The organism is Bradyrhizobium sp. 159 (assembly GCF_023073795.1).
GTDB lineage: Bacteria > Pseudomonadota > Alphaproteobacteria > Rhizobiales > Xanthobacteraceae > Bradyrhizobium.
In genome coordinates this window covers 54,097-72,913 of record NZ_JADPKE010000086.1, presented here as the reverse complement: position 1 = coordinate 72,913, position 18,817 = coordinate 54,097, and the positions used below count along the sequence as shown (strand labels likewise).

Below are 18,817 nucleotides of genomic sequence, written 5' to 3'. Positions count from 1 at the left end.
CAACGCCTGGGACACGAGAATGGAGATGCTTGCAGCACCCTACTTCCGCACGCAGATCACGCGTACGACCGCGGCTTTCGCATCCGTCGATGTGCCATTCGCCGCAACACCGTTCGCCTTGAGGAAATCGCGCACCGTCTCGGCGGCGATCATCACCCCCTGTGACGCCGGCACCGATGTGGCGGGACCCGCGACCGTCGCCGGCTTCAGCAGCGCGATGCCCGCAAACCTGCCGTCGGCGCCGATGGCCGGGCTGCCGGAGAAGCCGAGCGCCGGCGGAGGCGACAGCGCGGAATTGCTGTTTGTCACCGGTGCCAGCGCAGCCTTGAGGCTCGACACGCCGGTGGCGCCGCCCTGGCTCTGTGGATCGGCGATGCCGATGACATCCGCACTCGCCTTCGCTGCGTCGCCGGCGAGGCTGAGCGGCTTCAGGCCGCGTGCGCCGTAGACGTGCAGGAGCGCCAGATCGTGCTCCTTGTCCTCGGCGAGACGGTCGGCACTGCCATAGCCGCCGATCGTGATGGTGAGACAGCCATCGGTGACGAGGCGGTCGGCGACGATCGCGCCATCATCGCTGACGACAATTCCGGTGCCGTAGTCGACGGTCTTGCGCGGCGGCGGCGCGGCTTGCGGCCCCGACGGAAACGCATTGAAGGCGCTCGACATCGCGATCACGACCGGCTCGACAACGTTCTCGGCTGCCTGGTCGTAGAGGATCGTCATGGTGCGAACCTCGTCGCCTTTGAAGGTGCCGCGGACGTAGAACTTCTTCAGACCCTGCAATCCCGACAGCACGAAGAAGTCGGGCTTCACCACAGTGTAATCGACCTTGCGCCCAGACGGCTCCTTCTCCAGATCGGCGAGCCTCGCCGATGTCGGATTCACCTCCTGGCGGCGGCTGAGCAGCACCTGAACCGTGCCGGTCGGGGAAGTCCATTTCGCGCCGCTGGCGTCGCTCGCCTGCTGCGGCACCAGCTTGCCGGGGATGCCGAGCCGGGCGCCGGTGGTCGGCTCGGTCACGATCTTCCAGCCGACGCTCTCCTGTTTCTTTCGTGCCGCCTCAGCCAGCGCGGCGCGCTCCTGCGCATTGAGCACGCCGGTCGGCTTGCTGCCCTTGGCCTTCCGGTACTCCTTGATGGCATTGACCATGCGCTCACTGGCGTCGCCGGTGATGGCGCCATTATACTGGCCGACCCAGGCGAGGTCTGACTGAAGCGCCAGCCGCTCAGCTCTTGCCATGGCATCCATTGTGGCCGGCGGAGTCTGCATCGCGGGAGGCCGGGTCGGTACGGTCTGGACCGTCTTCGGCTTGGTACCGGGGACCTGTGGCGCCGTCATCTGGGCGTTCGCGCCTGTGGCGGCCGCAAACATCAGTGTTGCCGCAAGCATCGATCTCATGACAAATCCAGCCAGCCCATTGAACGCCATGTCATTGAAGCACATCTCGTTGGTCGCGAACAATCTCGCGGTGGTTCAGACGGTGCCGCTCATCCTGAAGGAGCCGCGCAAGCGGCGTCTCGAAGGATGGCCGCAGGCGAGATCCGGGCCTTCATGGTTCGCCGGGCGATGCGAAGCATCGTCCGGAGAGCGCGTTCCGCGCTCCGCACCGCGAGGGTCGATAGCGAGGGTGTAGAGAGGCGTACGACGATGCTGAGCCCGGACGAACTCGAACGCTATGCCCGTCATATCGTGCTGCGCGACGTCGGCGGTCCCGGACAGGCTGCGCTGAAGCGGGCCTCGGTGCTGGTGATCGGCGCCGGCGGGCTCGGCGCGCCCGCCTTGATGTATCTGGCCGCCGCCGGCGTGGGCACGCTCGGCGTGGTCGATGACGACGTGGTGTCGCTGTCCAACCTCCAGCGACAGGTGATCCATACGACGCCCGACATCGGCCGGCACAAGGTCGAAAGCGCGGCCGAGCGGATCGCGGCACTCAATCCACATGTCCGGTTCGTCGGCCACGCCACCTGGCTCAACGCCGACAATGCACTCGGCCTGATCGGCGATTACGATCTCGTGCTCGACGGCTCCGATAATTTCTCAACGCGCTATCTGGTCTCGGACGCCTGCTTCTTTGCAAAGCGGCCGCTGATCACCGCGGCGCTCGGAACCTTTGACGGCTCGCTCACCACCATCCGTGCACATGAGATGAACGAGCAGGGCGAATTCAATCCGACCTATCGCTGCCTGTTTCCCGAGGCGCCGCCGCCTGGCACGGTGCCGGCCTGTGCGGAGGCCGGCGTCATGGGGGCGCTGGCGGGCGTGCTCGGCTCGATGATGGCGCTGGAGGCGATCCGCGAGATCGTCGGCTTTGGCGACGGCCTCATCGGCCGCCTCCTGATGATCGATGCGCGCGCGATGCGCTTCGAAACGCTGCGCTATGGGCGCGATCCCGCCAATCCGCTCAACGGCGATGGGCCCGTCATCACTGATCTCAGCGCTCATCGCACCTGATCGCCGCTACCGCGTGGCCGGCTTCTCGCTGTCGAGATGCGCCATCTGTTCGGCCGCATAGCGCGTGCCGGCGGCGACATCCGGCGGAAATGCCTTTGCCAGCGCTGCGAGATGAGCCTGTGTCAGCGTCACCTTGGTTGCGCCGAGTGCTTCGGCCAGACGGGTGCGGGTTCTCGCGCCGACCAGCGGTACGATCTCCTGGCCCTGCGCCGCCACCCAGGCGATCGCAACCAGTGCCGGCGTTGCGCGGATGTCGTTCGCGACCGCGCGAAGCTGCTCCACCAGCGCGAGATTGGCGTCGAGGTTCGCGCCCTGGAAACGTGGTGTCATCAGCCGGTAGTCCTTGCCGGCCTTGCCGCTGTCCTTCGTCCAATGGCCGCTGATCAGTCCACGCGCCAGCACGCCATAGGCCGTGATGCCAATGCCGAGCTCGCGGCAGGTCTTGAGGATATCGCGTTCGATGCCGCGCTCGATCAGCGAGTATTCGATCTGGAGATCGGCGATCGGGTGCACGGCATGCGCGCGGCGGATGGTGTCGGAGCCGACCTCGGACAGGCCGATATGCCTGATGTAGCCGGCCTTCACCAGTTCGGCGAGGCCGCCGATCGTCTCCTCGATCGGTACGTTCGGATCGAGCCGGGCCGGGCGGTAGATGTCGATATACTCGGTGCCGAGACGTTGCAGCGAATAGGCCAGGAAATTCTTGATCGCTATGGGGCGGCAATCCATGCCGGCGAATTCGCCGGCCGGGCCGCGCAGCGCGCCGAATTTGACGCTGATCTGGACCTTGTCGCGCGAAGTATCCTTCAGCGCCTCGCGGACCAACATCTCGTTGTGGCCCATCGCGTAGAAGTCGCCGGTATCCAGCAGCGTGATGCCGGCATCGAGTGCCGCATGGACCGTGGCGATGGCCTCGCCGCGATCGGCGGGGCCGTAGACCTCTGACATGCCCATACAGCCGAGCCCAAAGGCGGAAACGATGGGGCCGGTTGAACCGAGTTTGCGCTGTTCCATGATGGCTCTCCTCGAAAGATGCGGCAGGCTGAGTGCGCCGCGTGACGAGGCCAGATATGCCCCTGGTCCATTGTCCCGATAAGCTGGACAATCCAGAATAGCTTGTTCATTCTAGCGAATAATGGCCGAGCCTGACCTGCGCGATCTCGATGTCTTCGTGGCGGTCGCCCGCACCCGCAATTTCCGGCGTGCGGCGCAGGATATTCGCGTGTCGGTGTCGAGCCTTAGCCAGCGACTACGGGACCTGGAGGAGCGCCTCGGCGTCCGCCTGATGAACCGCACCACCCGCAGTGTCGCGCTGACCGAGGCGGGCGAACTGCTGCTATCGCGCGTCGCACCGGCCTTGCGCGACGTCGGCGATGCCTTGGATCTGGTGCGGGGCCTGCGCGAGGTCGCCTCGGGCCGCCTGCGTATCAATGCGCCGCCGCCGGCGGTCGACCTCGTGCTGGCGCCGATGGCGGGGCCGTTCCTCGCAGCATATCCGCAAATCGATCTCGACATCGTCTCCGAGAGCGGTTTCGTCGACATCGTCAGCGCCGGCTACGATGCCGGCGTGCGCTATGGCGAACATCTCGCGCAGGACATGGTGGCGATTCCGCTAAGCGGCTCGCAGCGCTATATTGTCGTCGCATCGCCCGACTACGTCGCGCGCCGCGGCAGGCCGAAACATCCGAGGGACCTGCTCGACCATGATTGCATCCGCGCACGCTACTCAAGCGGCGTCATGCACGATTGGGAATTCGAGAAGGCTGGCCAAATCGTGAAGGTGGATCCGCCGGCCAAGCTGATTTCGACCAATATGAATCTTTCCATGCGCGCTGTACTCGACGGCGCCGGCATCTGGGCAACGCTCGATGGCTACGTCCATGACGCCGTGAAGTCCGGCGCGCTGGTCAGCCTCATGGAGGACTGGTGCGAGCCGTTTCCCGGACCGTTCCTGTACTATCCGAGCCGCCGCCAAGTGCCGCCGGCGCTGCGGGCCTTCATCGATTACGTCGCAGGTTGGCGGAAGCGCAAGACGGATCGATCCTAGAGCATGCTCGGCAGCACGCGATCCGGCGGCTTGTGGGCATCCAGGAAGGTGCGGATGTTGATGATGACCTTCTCGCCCATCTCGACGCGGCCTTCGATGGTGGCGGAGCCCATATGCGGCATCAGTGTCACCTTGCCCGCCTTGGCGAGCCGCACCAGTTTTGGGTTGACCGCGGGCTCATGCTCGTAGACGTCGAGGCCGGCGCCGCCGATCTCGCCGCCTTCGATCAGCTTGATCAGCGTGTCCTCGTCGGTCACTTCGCCGCGAGCGGTGTTGACGATGTAGGCGTCTTTCCGGATCAGCTTCAGTCGCCGCGCCGAGAGCAAATGATAGGTCGCCGGCGTGTGCGGACAGTTCACCGAGATGATATCCATCCGCGCCAGCATCTGGTCGAGGCTCTCCCAATAGGTCGCGCCCAGTTCCTCGGCGATCTTCGGCGCGACCGGGCGGCGGTTGTGATAGTGGATCTGCAGGCCGAAGGCGCGGGCGCGGCGCGCCACCGCCTGGCCGATGCGGCCCATGCCGATGATGCCGAGCCGTTTTCCCCCGATGCGATGGCCGAGCATCCAGGTCGGCGACCAGCCTGCCCAGGGCTTTCCTTCCGTCAGGATCGAAGCGCCTTCTATCATCCGCCTGGGTACGGCGAGGATCAGCGCCATGGTCATATCGGCGGTGTCTTCGGTCAGAACTTTTGGCGTGTTGGTGACGGTGATGCCGCGGGCATGCGCGGCTTCGACGTCGATATTGTCCACGCCATTGCCGAAATTGGCGATCAGGCGGAGCTTGCAGTCTGGCTGATTGATGACATCGGCACTGATGTGGTCGGTCACGGTCGGAACCAGCACGTCGGCGGTGCGCGCGGCTTCCGCGATCTGCTCGGCCGACATCGGCGTATCGTCGAGATTGATCCGCGCGTCGAACAGCTCGCGCATGCGCGTCTCGACCGAGTCCGGCAGCTTGCGCGTCACAACGACGAGGGGCTTTTTCTTCACCGACATGTCCTGCCCTCATGAGGCGTCGCAGCCCGCCTCTGTCACCAAAAGCTGGCCGTTGAGGCCTCATTAACCCGGTTGTTCGACACTGCCCTAGCCGTGTCGTCCCCGGCGTTTCCTTCAAGCTCTCCCGATATTTCCGGCCGGAAAATCGGGGCAAACTGGTTGTTCAAGCGTCCGTCCTCTCTAGCAGAAGGCCGGGCCAAGACAAGAACCACGGGTCAGGGCTTGCGGACCTCGTTCTGGGGAACACCCGCGTGGGGCGGGACAGGGGCTGACGCGGCAGGGTTTTGGATTTTGGGGTGAGGACCCGCCTCGGGCGGGTCTTCGACAGGAGACGGGTTGATGGCGTTGGGGCGTTTTTGTTCGGTGATGGCGCTCGTTTGCACCTGGTTGAGCGCCTCGGTCAGCCCCTCGCATTCGGCGAAGGACACCACCCCCCAGACCGCCAGCGGACTGCCGGTGCCGCGCTATGTCAGCCTCAAGTCGGATCACGTCAACGTTCGCGCCGGCCCGACCAAGGACAATGACGTGGCCTGGGTCTATACCCGCGCCGGCCTGCCGGTGGAAATCACTGCTGAATTCGAGAACTGGCGCCGGGTGCGTGATTCCGAAGGCGCCGAGGGCTGGGTCTATCACTCGCTGCTGTCGGGCCGCCGTACCGCGGTCGTCACCATGAAGCACAAGGACGACCTCGCGCCGATCTACGACCGTCCCGATCCCGACAGCGCGGTCGCAGCCAAGCTCCAGGCCGGCGTCGTCACGCAAGTGAAGAAGTGCAGCGCAGGCTGGTGTCACGTCACCGGCAGCGGCTTTGACGGCTGGATCCAGCAGGAGCGCCTCTGGGGCGTGTACTCGGACGAGCAGGTGAATTGACGCCGCAGGCGTCGTCCAGGACGGCTGGGCAAACGAAAAATGGCCGGGACAAGCCCGGCCACGACGATCTCAGATTTATCTCAGCAAATCTCAGCGCTTCTTGCGCAGGCGCACGACCATGTCGATGCGCGAGATCTCGTAACCCTCGGGCACCTCGGGCATCTTGGACAGCGCCAGATGCGGATCCTCGATATCCACCAGCTCATGGCTGTTCTCGAGGTAATAGTGGTGGTGGGTGGTGACGTTGGTGTCGAAATAGGTCTTGGTGCCGTCGACGCTGACCTGACGGAGCAGGCCGGCATCGGTGAGCTGGTTCAGCGTGTTGTAGACGGTCGCCAGCGACACCGGAACCTTGGCCAACGTCGCTTCCTCGTAGAGCATTTCAGCCGTGAGGTGGCGCGCACCCTTGCCGAACAGGAGCCAGCCGAGCGCCATGCGCTGGCGCGTCGGACGGAGCCCGGCGGACTGGAGCATTTCGTTGACGTCGTGCCACGGGCAACCGGTCAGGGCCGGCTGGCGGCCGGACAAGAGGGCTGCGGAATGGACGTCGTCGTCGTGAGGGGGCGCGGTATTCTCGCTCATTATCCAGATTTCGGGCACGCGTGAACTATATGTCTCTGCAATATAAGGACAGAAAGATGCAGGTGCAAGTTTCTCGCAAGTAGAGAGGTTCTAATCAAACTTGGAACCGCGCGAAGCGCCGGTCATTTTACCTTCATAGACGCGCTTTGCCACTCGAAATGGCCTGTGTTAGAGAGCGCGCGGTTCCGCCTAGCCGATTTGGCGCAGCCAAGCATGGTGGCCCGGTCCGCAGTCCATCCGGGCTTGCGGGAGGTGCCCCTGACGATGGCAATTGGCGTTGCTCTCCGACCGAGACGGGGCCCATTTTCGCCAAAAAACGCCGCTCAATCGGGATTAGAACAGAGGCTCGTGCATGCTGAACAGGCGCAACGGTTACGAATACGAAGATCTGCTGGCGTGTGCCCGCGGCGAAATGTTCGGCCCGGGCAATGCCCAGTTGCCGCTGCCGCCGATGCTGATGTTCGACCGCATTACGGAAATTACCGACAATGGCGGGGAGTTCGGCAAGGGTCTAGTGCGCGCCGAACTCGACGTGAAGCCCGACCTCTGGTTCTTCGGCTGCCACTTCAAGAACGATCCGGTGATGCCCGGCTGCCTCGGCCTTGATGCGCTGTGGCAGATGGTCGGCTTTTATCTCGGCTGGAGCGGCGGCGAAGGTCGCGGCCGCGCGCTCGGCCTCAGCGAGCTGAAGTTCGGCGGCCAGGTGCTGACCGACGCGCGCAAGGTTGTGTACAACGTCGATATCAAACGCGTGATGCGCGCAAAGCTCGTGCTCGGTATCGCCGACGGGTGGCTTTCGGTCGATGACCAGATTATTTATCGCGCCAAGGATCTGAAGGTCGGCCTGTTCAAGCAGGGCACGAGCCTGGGCTGAGCGCATCACCAAGAAGGCAACGATTGAGGCGAGGCTGTCATGAGGCGGGTTGTGGTCACCGGGATGGGCATCGTCTCGTCGATCGGAAACAACACCCAGGAAGTGCTTGCGAGCCTTCACGAGGCGAAGTCGGGCATTTCGCGGGCTGAGAAATATGCCGAGCTCGGCTTCCGTTCGCAGGTACAAGGCGAGCCCACACTCGATCCATCGACGGTGGTCGACCGCCGCGCCATGCGTTTCCTCGGTCAGGGCGCGGCGTGGAATCACGTCGCGATGGAGCAGGCGATCCAGGATTCCGGTCTGTCGCCCGACGAAGTCTCCAACATCCGCACCGGCATCATCATGGGCTCCGGCGGCCCCTCGGCGCGAACCATCGTCGAGTCCGCCGACATCACCCGCACCAAGGGGCCGAAGCGCGTCGGCCCGTTTGCGGTGCCGAAGGCGATGTCCTCCACGGCCTCCGCGACGCTGGCGACCTGGTTCAAGATCAAGGGCGTGAACTACTCGATCTCCTCGGCCTGCGCGACCTCGAACCATTGCGTCGGCAATGCCTACGAGACGATCCAGATCGGCAAGCAGGACGTCATCTTTGCAGGCGGCTGCGAGGAGCTGGACTGGTCGCTATCGGTGCTGTTCGATGCCATGGGTGCGATGTCCTCGAAGTACAATGACACGCCCGCCACGGCCTCGCGTCCCTACGACGTCAATCGCGATGGTTTCGTCATCGCCGGCGGCGCCGGCGTGCTGGTGCTGGAAGAGCTCGAGCATGCCAAGGCGCGCGGTGCGCGCATCTATGGCGAGATCGTCGGTTATGGCGCGACCTCGGACGGTCACGACATGGTCGCACCATCAGGCGAAGGCGCCGAGCGCTGCATGCGCATGGCGATGTCGACGGTGAAGACCAAAGTCGACTACATCAATCCGCACGCGACCTCGACGCCTGCCGGCGATCCGCCGGAGATCGAGGCGATCCGAAGGGTGTTCGGCGTCGGCGAGAAGTGCCCGCCGATCTCCGCGACCAAGGCGCTGACCGGCCACTCCCTGGGCGCTACCGGCGTGCAGGAGGCGATCTATTCGCTGCTGATGATGAACAATGGTTTCATCTGCGAGAGCGCGCACATCCAGGAGCTCGATCCCGTGTTCGCGGATATGCCGATCGTGCGCAAGCGCATCGACAACGTCAAGATCGGCACCGTGCTGTCGAACTCCTTCGGCTTCGGCGGCACCAACGCCACTCTGGTGTTCAGCCGGCTGGATGTGTGATTTTAGCGATGCTGTCATGCCCGCCAAGGCGGGCATCCAGTGTGCCGTGGCTTCTCGATCTATCACATACGGCTCTGGAATACTGGATCGCCCGCCTGCGCGGGCGATGACCCCGGAATAGTGGGAGCAAAGAAGCAATGGAAGGTTTGATGAAAGGCAAGCGCGGTCTGATCATGGGCATCGCCAATGATCATTCGATCGCCTGGGGCATGGCGAGGACGCTGCATGCCCAGGGCGCCGAGCTGGCCTTCACCTTTCAGGGCGAGGCCTTGGGCAAGCGCGTCAAGCCGTTGGCGGAGCAGCTCGGCGTCGATCTGGTGCTGCCTTGCGACGTCGAGGACATCACCAGCGTCGATGCGACCTTCGCAGCGCTCCGCGACAAGTGGGGCCAGCTCGACTTCGTGATCCACGCGATCGGCTTCGCCGACAAGAACGAGCTGAAGGGCCGCTACGCCGACACCACCCGCGAGAATTTCTCGCGCACCATGGTGATCTCCTGCTTCTCTTTCACTGAAGTCGCCAAGCGCGCCGCCGAGCTGATGACAGAGGGCGGCAGCATGATCACGCTGACCTTCGGCGCCTCGATGCGGGCGATGCCGAATTACAACGTGATGGGTGTGGCCAAGGCGGCGCTGGAAGCCTCAGTGCGCTATCTCGCCGCGGATTTCGGGCCGCGCGGCATCCGCGTCAACGCGATCTCCGCAGGCCCCATCCGTACGCTCGCCGGCTCCGGCATCAGTGAAGCGCGGGCGATGTTCGCATTCCAGCAGAAACATGCGCCGCTGCGCCGCGGCGTCACGCTCGACGAGCTCGGCGGCTCGGCGCTGTATCTGCTGTCGGATCTGTCGGGCGGCGTGACCGGCGAGATTCACTACGTCGATTCCGGGTACAACATCATCCTGATGCCGAAGCCGGACGACTTGAAGTCGCCGGACTAGCCGGCCGCGATCTTCTCTGCGCGCTGGAACGCCGGCCGGGCCATGCAGCGCGCGAGATAGGTGTCGAAGGCCGGACGCGACGGCACCATCTTGAACAGACGCACCGCGAAGTTCAGGCCCGAGCCGATTGTGATGTCAGCAGCGGAAAAATTGTCGCCCAAGATCCACGGTCCCTTCTCGAGCGCCGCTTCCAGCACGTCGAAGACCTGCGTCGCGCTGCCCCAGGCCGCGGTCGAGGTCGGGATCTCGATCTTGGTGAAGATCTGGATGATGGCGGGCTCGATGCAGCTCGGCGAGAAGAACAGCCATTGCAGATAGCGCGCGCGGCGCGGATCGATCACAGCGGGCGCGAGCTTGGTCTCGGGATAGCGATCGCCGATATAGGCGCAGATCGCAGCGGCCTCGCCGAGCGCGGCGTCGCCGTCAGTCAACGCCGGCACTTTGCCCATCGGGTTGATCTTCAAATAATCCGGCGCCTTCTGCGCGCCGGTCGAGATGTCGGTCAGCACGCGCTCGTAGGGCAGACCGCTCTCCTCCATCAACCAGAGCGTCGTGAACGAGCGCGAGCGGGGTGACCAATAAAGCTTGATCATGACGCGTCTCCTTTATTCTTCCATCGATAATATTTCATCACGAACCCGTTCGACGGTTCGATCTCTTCCGTCTCGAACACGAAACCTTCGCGCTCATACCAGCGCCAGGCCTTTTCGTTCTCGCGCACGCAACGCAGGTACATCTCGTCAGGCAGTTGCGTGCGTGTGAAGGCGAGCAATCGCCGGCCGAGCGATTGGCCCTGATAAGCGGGCGCGACGAAAAGCATGTCGAGATAGCGCTTCGGCAGATGCAGCGCCAGCATCGCGGCGATCGTGCCGTTGTCGTCGGCGACGAACAGGCTCCAGCCGTCCTCGATCTCGCGTCGGATCCGGGCGCGGAGATTTGCCAGCAGGAAATCGCTGACCTCGGCGAGGCCGGTCGAGACCCAGCTCAGCATCCAGACGCGGGCGATCTCGTCATATTCGTCTGCGCGCGCGATGCGGATGATCGGTTGCGACATCCGGCAACTCAGGCTCTGAGGCTGCGCGCCGCCTGACGTGGGCGCGCCTTGCCGGCCGACAGGCACACCACCTCGGAGATTTGCAGCAGCTGTCGCGCCAGCGGGCTGGTCTTGCGCCAGACCATGCCGATGGTGCGGGAGGGCTCGGGGTCGCGGAAGCGCGCCAGCGAGACCGAGGCCGATCGCGTCTCCACCGGCACCGCCATCTCCGGAATCAGGGTGACGCCGATGCCGGCACTGACCATCTGGACCAGCGTCGAGAGCGAATTCGCATCCAGCATCTCGCGCGGCGGCGCCGATTGCATGTTGCAGAAGGACAGCGCCTGTTCGCGGAAGCAGTGCCCCTCTTCGAGCAGCAATAGCCGCATCTCGCGCATCATCTCGCGCGACGGCACCGGGGTGCCCTCGTCCGCGCCCGGCCGCACCAGCAGGAATTTCTCGTCGAATAGCGCGACCTCGGTGAGCGAGGGCTCGGACACCGGCAGCGCGACGATGGCGGTGTCGAGCCGGCCTTCGACCAGCTCCTGGATCAGCCGCGGCGTCATGGTTTCGCGCACGCGGATGTCGAGCTCGGGATGCATGCGCGTGAGATTCTTGGTGATCTTGGGCAGGAGATACGGTGCGATGGTCGGGATCATGCCAATGCGCAGGCGGCCGGCGAAGCGATCCTGTGAAGCCCGGGCGAAATCGCCGAGCTCATCGACCGAGCGCAAAATCTCGCGGACGCGTTGCGCGAGCTCCTCGCCGAACCGGGTCAGCGCCACCTGCCGCGCGCTACGCTCCAGCAGCAGGCCGCCGAGGGTCCCTTCCAACTCCTTGATCTGCATCGACAAGGCTGGCTGCGAGATCGAGCAGGCCTCGGCGGCGCGGCCGAAATGGCCGTGGCGCGCCAGCGCATCGAAATAGCGAAGCTGACGCAGCGTCAGGTTTATCATCAGAAAATCCTATCGCAGCGATCATTAAAGTCAACTTCCCCTGATAGGAGGCGATGCTTAGAGTGGTTCTACCTGGTCAAGGGCGCGAGTTCGCCGCCGCCAGAGGAGGTATTCATGGACGACACTTCGAAATGCCCGTTTTCGGGCGGAAAACCCGCGCGCTCAAACCGCGACTGGTGGCCGACGCAGCTCAACATCGAGGTGCTGCACAAGAATTCCGACCTGTCCGATCCGATGGGCAAAGAATTCGACTATGCCAAGGAGTTCAAGTCGCTCGACCTGAACGCGGTCATCAAGGACCTGACCGCTCTGATGACGGACTCGCAGGAGTGGTGGCCGGCCGACTTCGGTCATTACGGCGGCCTGATGATCCGCATGGCCTGGCACAGCGCGGGCACTTACCGCATCACCGACGGCCGCGGTGGCGCCGGCGCCGGTCAGCAGCGCTTCGCGCCGCTCAACAGCTGGCCCGACAACGCCAACCTCGACAAGGCGCGCCGGCTGCTGTGGCCGATCAAGCAGAAGTACGGCCGCAAGCTTTCGTGGGCCGACCTGATGGTGCTCGCGGGCAACGTCGCGCTGGAATCGATGGGCTTCAAGACGTTTGGTTTCGCGGGTGGCCGCGCCGACGTTTGGGAGCCGGAAGAGCTCTACTGGGGCCCCGAAGGGACCTGGCTGGGCGATGAGCGCTACAGCGGTGAGCGTCAGCTCGCCGAGCCGCTGGGCGCGGTCCAGATGGGCCTCATCTACGTCAATCCGGAAGGCCCGAACGGCAAGCCGGATCCGATCGCCGCGGCCAAGGATATCCGTGAGACCTTCTTCCGCATGGCGATGAACGACGAGGAAACCGTCGCGCTGATCGCCGGCGGCCATACGTTCGGCAAGACCCACGGCGCGGGCGATCCGTCGCTGGTCGGTCCGGAGCCGGAAGCGGGCGCGCTCGAGGACCAGGGCCTCGGCTGGAAGAGCAAGCACGGTACGGGCCTCGCGGGCGATTCCATCACCAGTGGTCTCGAGGTGACATGGACCACCACGCCGACAAAGTGGAGCAACAGCTTCTTCGAGAACCTGTTCAAGTACGAATGGGAGCTGACGAAGAGCCCCGGCGGCGCGCACCAGTGGACGGCCAAGAATGCCGAGGCGATCATTCCTGATGCCTTCGACAAGTCGAAGAAGCATCGGCCGACGATGCTGACCACGGACCTCTCGCTCCGCTTCGATCCGGCCTATGAGAAGATCTCGCGACGCTTTCTCGAGCATCCCGATCAGTTCGCGGACGCCTTCGCCCGCGCCTGGTTCAAGCTCACGCACCGCGACATGGGGCCGATCCAGCGCTATCTCGGCCCGCTGGTGCCGAAGGAGACGCTGATCTGGCAGGACCCGATTCCGGCCGTGAATCACGAGCTGGTCGGCGAGCAGGACATCGCCTCGCTGAAGACGAAGATCCTCGCCTCGGGTCTGTCCGTATCGGAGCTGGTCTCGACCGCTTGGGCGTCGGCCTCGACGTTCCGCGGCTCGGACAAGCGCGGCGGCGCCAACGGCGCGCGCATCCGTCTCGCCCCGCAGAAGGACTGGGAGGTGAACCAGCCCGCTCAGCTCTCCAAGGTGCTCGGCAAGCTCGAAGCGATTCAGAAGGACTTCAACGCCTCGTCCGGCGCGAAGAAGGTCTCGCTCGCAGACCTGATCGTGCTCGGCGGCACCGCCGCGGTCGAGAAGGCCGCCCAGGATGCCGGCGTCGAGGTCAAGGTCGGCTTCACGCCGGGCCGCATGGATGCCTCGCAGGAGCAGACGGATGCTGCTTCCTTCGCGCCGCTGGAGCCGCGGGCCGATGGTTTCCGCAACTATATCGGCAAGCGGCATCAGTTCATGATGCCCGAGGAGGCGCTCGTCGATCGTGCGCAGCTGCTTCGGCTCACCGGCCCGGAGATGACGGTGCTCGTCGGCGGCCTGCGCGTGCTCGGCGCCAATGCGAACGGTTCGAAGCACGGCGTCTTCACCGCCAAGGTGGGAACGCTAAGCAACGACTTCTTCGTCAACCTGCTCGACATGAGCACGCAGTGGACGCCGGCCGGCGCTGACGGCACCTATGAGGCCCGCGACCGCAAGACCAACGCGGTCAAGTGGACCGGCACGCGCGTCGATCTCATCTTCGGCGCGCACTCGCAGCTCCGCGCCTTCGCCGAGGTCTACGCCACGTCGGATTCCAAGGAGAAGTTCGTCAAGGACTTCGCCAAGGCCTGGACCAAGGTGATGAATCTCGACCGGTTCGATCTCACGGCTTGAGGCTCTGCACCTCTCCCGCTTGCGGGAGAGGGAGCGCAGCGCTCCCCGGGGCGAGTACAAACAAAAGGGCGGCCTCTCGGCCGCCCTTCATGTTTTTGTCCGTGTGGCGAGACTTACTCGCCCGCCGCTTCGCGCGGGGCCTTCTCGCCCTCGGCGGCCTTCTCCTTGGCCTCGAGGTCCTCGCCGGTGGTCTGGTCGACCACCTTCATCGACAGGCGGGTCTTGCCGCGGTCGTCGAAGCCGAGCAGCTTGACCTTAACCTTGTCGCCTTCCTTGACGACATCGGAGGTCTTCTGCACGCGGTTGGACGCGAGCTGGCTGATGTGGACGAGGCCGTCCTTGGAGCCGAAGAAGTTCACGAAGGCGCCGAATTCCATCACCTTGACGACGGTGCCGTCATAGATCTGGCCGACTTCCGGCTCGGACGCGATCGACTTGATCCACTTGATCGCGGCCTTCATCGCCTCGCCGTCGCTGGAGGCGACCTTCACGGTGCCGTCGTCCTCGATGTTGACCTTGGCGCCGGTCTTCTCGACGATTTCGCGGATCACCTTGCCGCCGGTGCCGATCACTTCGCGAATCTTGTCGGTCGGGATCTTGAAGGTCTCGATCCGCGGCGCGTATTCGCCGAGCTCCGCGCGGGCGTTGGTGAGCGCCTTGGCCATTTCGCCGAGGATGTGGATACGTCCATCCTTGGCCTGGCCGAGGGCGACGCGCATGATCTCCTCGGTGATGCCCTCGATCTTGATGTCCATCTGGAGCGAGGTGATGCCCAGCTCGGTGCCGGCCACCTTGAAGTCCATGTCGCCGAGATGGTCCTCGTCACCGAGGATGTCCGAGAGAACCGCAAAGCGCTTGTCTTCGAGGATCAAGCCCATCGCGATGCCCGCGGTCGGCCGCTTCAACGGCACGCCGGCGTCCATCAGCGCCAGCGAGGCGCCGCAGACCGATGCCATCGACGAGGAGCCGTTGGATTCGGTGATCTCCGACACCACGCGGATGGTGTAGGGGAACTCGTGATGCGGCGGCAGCACCGGGTGGATCGCGCGCCAGGCGAGCTTGCCGTGGCCGATCTCGCGGCGCTTGGTGCCGCCGAGGCGGCCGGTCTCGCCGACTGAGTAGGGCGGGAAGTTGTAGTGCAGCAGGAACGTTTCCTTGTACGTCCCCGACAGCGCGTCGATGTACTGCTCGTCCTCACCGGTGCCGAGCGTGGTCACAACCATCGCCTGGGTCTCGCCGCGGGTGAACAGCGCCGAGCCGTGGGCGCGGGGCAGCACGCCGACTTCGGCGACGATGTTGCGCACGGTCTTGGAGTCGCGGCCGTCGATGCGCTTGCCGGTGTCGAGGATGTTCCAGCGGACGATCTTGGCCTCGAGCTCCTTGAACACGCCGGCGATGCGGAGCTTGTCGTATTTCGGCTCCTGCCCTTCCGGGAAGTAGTGGGCCATCACCTTTTCCTTGGCGAGGCCGACGGCAGCATAGCGCTCCTGCTTCACGGGGATCGCGTAGGCGGCGCGCAGCTCCTGCTCGATCAAGCCGAGCATTTCCTTTTCGATCGCCGAATTGTCGATCACGGTGACTTCGCGCGGCTCCTTCGCGGCCTTCTCGGCGAGCTCGATGATCGCGTTGATCACCGGCTGGAAGTGGCGGTGACCGAACATCACCGCGCCGAGCATGATGTCTTCGTTGAGCTCCTTGGCTTCCGATTCCACCATCAGCACGGCGTCGGCGGTGCCGGCGACGACGAGGTCGAGCTGGGTGTCGACCATCTCGTCCAGCGTCGGATTGAGGACGAATTCGTCATTGGCAAAGCCGACGCGGGCTGCGCCGATCGGGCCCTTGAAGGGCGCGCCGGACAGCGTCAGCGCGGCGGAGGCCGCGACCATCGCCACGATATCGGGATCGTTTTCCATGTCGTGCGAGAGCACGGTGACGATCACCTGGGTCTCGTTGCGCCAACCGTCGACGAACAGCGGGCGGATCGGACGGTCGATCAGGCGGGAGACCAGCGTCTCCTTCTCGGTCGGACGGCCCTCGCGCTTGAAATAGCCGCCGGGAATGCGGCCCGCAGCGTAGGTCTTCTCCTGGTAATCGACGGTGAGCGGCAGGAAGTCGACGCCTTCGCGCGGCGTCTTCGCCGCGACGACGGTGGCAAGCACCACGGTCTCGCCATAGGTGGCGACGACGGCGCCGTCGGCCTGGCGGGCGATCTTGCCGGTTTCAAGCTTGAGAGGGCGTCCGCCCCAGTCGATCTCGACTGAATGCTTATTGAACATAGGAGGTCTTCTTTCATGGGTTCTCGAAAGAAGGGACGCTTCGAAAAACAAAAACCATGCGCAAGATTGCGGGACGCTGATCGGCGCGATGACCAGCGGCCTGCGATCCTGCCATGGTTTTTGGATTTCGGATGGCGTCCATCCTTTCGGGTCATACGGGCGCCTTGCCCGTTGTGCCCAGCCGCCGGATTGCTGCTGGACTGTCAGTCGGCACGAACGCGAACACCGAACCGTGGTCTTCGCCATCATGCCCGGATGCCAACCGTCAACGGCTCGCATCCGACGCGCACGCAGCCTCAATCAAAAACCTTTAAAGAAGCGCTTTCGTTCGAAACCACGCGCGAAAACGCGCGCCAGTGGCGCGCGCAGGAACTCTTTAGCGACGAATGTTGTGCTTCTCGAGCAGCGCCTTGTACCGCGCCTCGTCCTTCTTCTTGAGGTAGTCGAGGAGCGAGCGGCGGGTCGAGACCAGCTTCAAGAGGCCGCGACGCGAATGGTTATCCTTCACGTGGGTCTTGAAATGGTTGGTGAGGTTGTTGATGCGTTCCGACAGGATCGCGACCTGAACCTCAGGCGAGCCGGTGTCACCGGCTTTGGTGGCATTCGTCTTGATGACTTCCGCTTTGCGTTCTGCGGCAATCGACATCGTCAATTTCTCTCGTTGCGACCGGGGCTGGCAGTCAGGCCGGTCAGGTTGAACACACGCTTGGGGATGATTTCGCCATTGCCAACTTCGGCAAGCGCCAAAAGACGGCCTGCCACCGTGACATAGACTGTGCCGCTACAAGTGGGCGCATCCCGTCCGCGCAACAAAACGGCCTGGCCCCGGTGGAGCCTTGCCGCATCAGCCCGAGTGACGGCCAGTGCCGGGATGTCGTCCAGCGCGGTCTCAACGGGCAAAAGCGCGTCGGCGAGGCTGCCCTCGCCGGACGCGGCTCTATGGCACAAAGCCTCCAACTGATCCAGCGGAATCATGTCGTTTTCGCCAAATGGGCCGACCAGGGTCCGCCGCAGCGCGCAGATATGGCCAAAAGTGCCGAGAATCCGACCCATATCGCGGGCCAGCGCCCGCACATACGTGCCCTTGCCGCACTCCGCCTCGAACACGGCCCGGTCGGTATCCAGTTGATCGACAAGGGTTAAATGATGAATCTCGACGGGGCGGGGCGCCAGCTCTACGACCTCGCCGTCGCGCGCGAGGTCATAGGCGCGCTCGCCCTGGACCTTGATCGCGGAATAGCGCGGCGGGATCTGCTCGATCACCCCGGTAAACCGGGGCAACAGGGCCATGATGGCTTCCCGGGTCGGGCGCTGGTCGGAGGTCGCGGTCACCCGCCCTTCGATGTCGTCGGTATCGCGCTCCTCGCCCCAGCACACGGTGAACTGATAGCGTTTGCGGCCGTCCATCACGAAGGGGACGGTCTTGGTGGCTTCGCCGAGTGCGATTGGCAGGCCGCCCGAGGCGAGCGGATCGAGCGTGCCGGCGTGTCCCGCGCGCTTGGCGTTGAACAGGCGCTTCAGCACCGCGACCGCTTGCGTCGAGGTCATGCCGATCGGCTTGTCGAGCACGACCCAGCCGTGGACGTCGCGCCGGTCGCGGCGCGGCTGGTTGCCCTTCTGCTGCTGCTTGGCGCGGGGATCATTGTTGACGCGGCGCGGCTCCTGGTGCGGCTGAGAATTGCTGCCCAGATCCGCAAAATTATTTGTCTGCACGTCGCGTTGATCGGCCTGTTCGCCGCTGATCGTGTCGTGAGCCGGGTCCATCGTCATCGTTCTTCTTCCCGATCCGAATCCGGATCCTGTTCCAGGTCCTTCTGCACCGCAGGTGTTCGCAAAAGCTTCTCGATCCGTTCCGCTTCATCGAATCGCTCATCGACGCGGAAGCGAATGTCAGGTGCAAATTTCAGGTTAACGCGCCGCGCGACTTCGCCACGCAGGAACTTCTTGTTGCGCTCGAGTGCGCTGATGACGATCTCGGTGTCGCGGCCACCGAGCGGCATCACGTAGATCGTTGCGAGCTTCAGGTCGGGCGACATCCGCACCTCCGGCACGGTGATGATGTGACCTTCGAGATCCGCATCATGCACGTTGCCTTGCGCCAGAATCTCGGCCATCGCATGGCGAACCTGCTCGCCGACGCGCAACTGGCGTTGCGAGCCTCCGCCGGGCGCGGAACTCTTCTTCTGATGATGGCGTGGCATTCTCGAAAATCACCTCGTCATGCCCGTGTTTGGGACACGGGCATT

18 protein-coding genes are annotated in these 18,817 nt (G+C 64.3%); 7 read left to right on the top strand and 11 right to left on the bottom strand.

Features of this window, described 5'->3' with window-relative positions:
- Positions 1-39: 39 nt before the first annotated feature.
- Entirely contained in the window at positions 40-1,398 is a 1,359-nt protein-coding gene (locus IVA96_RS24820; RefSeq protein ID WP_247419815.1) for a serine protease, read from the bottom strand.
- A 249-nt stretch (positions 1,399-1,647) separates the two neighbouring features.
- On the opposite strand from IVA96_RS24820, the gene moeB reads away from it, so the two are divergent.
- Positions 1,648-2,451 (top strand): molybdopterin-synthase adenylyltransferase MoeB, encoded by an 804-nt coding sequence (gene moeB / locus IVA96_RS24815; RefSeq protein ID WP_247276499.1) that lies wholly within the window; start codon positions 1,648-1,650, stop codon positions 2,449-2,451.
- Between the two features lie 6 nt (positions 2,452-2,457).
- Here moeB and IVA96_RS24810 read toward each other — a convergent pair whose 3' ends face one another.
- Positions 2,458-3,465, bottom strand: a complete 1,008-nt coding sequence (locus tag IVA96_RS24810) for an aldo/keto reductase (RefSeq protein WP_247419812.1) — start codon at positions 3,463-3,465, stop codon at positions 2,458-2,460.
- A 121-nt stretch (positions 3,466-3,586) separates the two neighbouring features.
- Here IVA96_RS24810 and IVA96_RS24805 point away from each other — a divergent pair, with 121 nt between their 5' ends.
- Positions 3,587-4,498 (top strand): LysR family transcriptional regulator, encoded by a 912-nt coding sequence (locus IVA96_RS24805; protein WP_247419809.1) that lies wholly within the window; start codon positions 3,587-3,589, stop codon positions 4,496-4,498.
- Here IVA96_RS24805 and IVA96_RS24800 read toward each other — a convergent pair.
- Positions 4,495-5,496, bottom strand: coding sequence for a D-glycerate dehydrogenase (locus tag IVA96_RS24800; protein ID WP_247419807.1), 1,002 nt, complete (start codon positions 5,494-5,496; stop codon positions 4,495-4,497). The genes IVA96_RS24805 and IVA96_RS24800 overlap by 4 nt on opposite strands.
- 339 nt (positions 5,497-5,835) lie before the next feature.
- Here IVA96_RS24800 and IVA96_RS24795 point away from each other — a divergent pair, with 339 nt between their 5' ends.
- A complete protein-coding gene (locus tag IVA96_RS24795; protein ID WP_247276495.1) occupies positions 5,836-6,366 on the top strand; it encodes an SH3 domain-containing protein in 531 nt (176 codons plus the stop codon).
- Between the two features lie 90 nt (positions 6,367-6,456).
- Here the strand turns inward: IVA96_RS24795 and irrA are convergent, their stop codons facing one another.
- Positions 6,457-6,948: an iron response transcriptional regulator IrrA gene (gene irrA, locus IVA96_RS24790; RefSeq protein WP_247276494.1), complete on the bottom strand. Its 492-nt coding sequence runs from the start codon at positions 6,946-6,948 to the stop codon at positions 6,457-6,459.
- A 352-nt stretch (positions 6,949-7,300) separates the two neighbouring features.
- On the opposite strand from irrA, the gene fabA reads away from it, so the two are divergent.
- The 3 genes from fabA to fabI all read left to right on the top strand — a co-directional run bounded on the left by fabA (position 7,301) and on the right by fabI (position 10,023).
- Positions 7,301-7,822, top strand: coding sequence for a bifunctional 3-hydroxydecanoyl-ACP dehydratase/trans-2-decenoyl-ACP isomerase (fabA, locus tag IVA96_RS24785; RefSeq protein WP_247276493.1), 522 nt, complete (start codon positions 7,301-7,303; stop codon positions 7,820-7,822).
- A 39-nt stretch (positions 7,823-7,861) separates the two neighbouring features.
- Positions 7,862-9,085, top strand: a complete 1,224-nt coding sequence (gene fabB, locus IVA96_RS24780; RefSeq protein WP_130363909.1) for a beta-ketoacyl-ACP synthase I — start codon at positions 7,862-7,864, stop codon at positions 9,083-9,085.
- A gap of 137 nt (positions 9,086-9,222) precedes the next feature.
- On the top strand, positions 9,223-10,023 hold the full coding sequence (gene fabI, locus IVA96_RS24775; protein WP_247419803.1) for an enoyl-ACP reductase FabI: 801 nt from the start codon (positions 9,223-9,225) through the stop codon (positions 10,021-10,023).
- On the opposite strand, the gene IVA96_RS24770 is transcribed toward fabI, so the two are convergent.
- The 3 genes from IVA96_RS24770 to IVA96_RS24760 are packed head-to-tail and all read right to left on the bottom strand — an operon-like array spanning position 10,020 to position 12,012.
- Positions 10,020-10,616: a glutathione S-transferase family protein gene (locus tag IVA96_RS24770; protein WP_247419801.1), complete on the bottom strand. Its 597-nt coding sequence runs from the start codon at positions 10,614-10,616 to the stop codon at positions 10,020-10,022. The two genes, fabI and IVA96_RS24770, sit on opposite strands and share 4 nt — an antisense overlap.
- A complete protein-coding gene (locus tag IVA96_RS24765; protein WP_247419799.1) occupies positions 10,613-11,077 on the bottom strand; it encodes a GNAT family N-acetyltransferase in 465 nt (154 codons plus the stop codon). Before IVA96_RS24765 ends, IVA96_RS24770 begins: the two co-directional genes overlap by 4 nt.
- An 8-nt stretch (positions 11,078-11,085) precedes the next feature.
- Complete coding sequence (locus IVA96_RS24760) at positions 11,086-12,012, bottom strand: hydrogen peroxide-inducible genes activator (RefSeq protein WP_247276488.1); 927 nt, start codon at positions 12,010-12,012, stop codon at positions 11,086-11,088.
- Between the two features lie 114 nt (positions 12,013-12,126).
- On the opposite strand from IVA96_RS24760, the gene katG reads away from it, so the two are divergent.
- Positions 12,127-14,295: a catalase/peroxidase HPI gene (gene katG, locus IVA96_RS24755; protein WP_247419797.1), complete on the top strand. Its 2,169-nt coding sequence runs from the start codon at positions 12,127-12,129 to the stop codon at positions 14,293-14,295.
- 113 nt (positions 14,296-14,408) lie between these two features.
- On the opposite strand, the gene pnp is transcribed toward katG, so the two are convergent.
- The 4 genes from pnp to rbfA form a co-directional block, all read right to left on the bottom strand.
- On the bottom strand, positions 14,409-16,571 hold the full coding sequence (gene pnp, locus IVA96_RS24750) for a polyribonucleotide nucleotidyltransferase (protein WP_247419794.1): 2,163 nt from the start codon (positions 16,569-16,571) through the stop codon (positions 14,409-14,411).
- Between the two features lie 376 nt (positions 16,572-16,947).
- Positions 16,948-17,217, bottom strand: a complete 270-nt coding sequence (rpsO, locus tag IVA96_RS24745; RefSeq protein WP_008540131.1) for a 30S ribosomal protein S15 — start codon at positions 17,215-17,217, stop codon at positions 16,948-16,950.
- Positions 17,218-17,219: 2 nt separating this feature from the next.
- Positions 17,220-18,341, bottom strand: a complete 1,122-nt coding sequence (truB, locus tag IVA96_RS24740; RefSeq protein ID WP_247276485.1) for a tRNA pseudouridine(55) synthase TruB — start codon at positions 18,339-18,341, stop codon at positions 17,220-17,222.
- The gene (gene rbfA, locus IVA96_RS24735; protein WP_247334532.1) at positions 18,338-18,772 is read right to left on the bottom strand and encodes a 30S ribosome-binding factor RbfA; all 435 of its coding nucleotides are present in this window, start codon (positions 18,770-18,772) and stop codon (positions 18,338-18,340) included. The genes truB and rbfA overlap by 4 nt, the downstream gene beginning before the upstream one ends.
- Positions 18,773-18,817 lie beyond the last annotated feature (45 nt).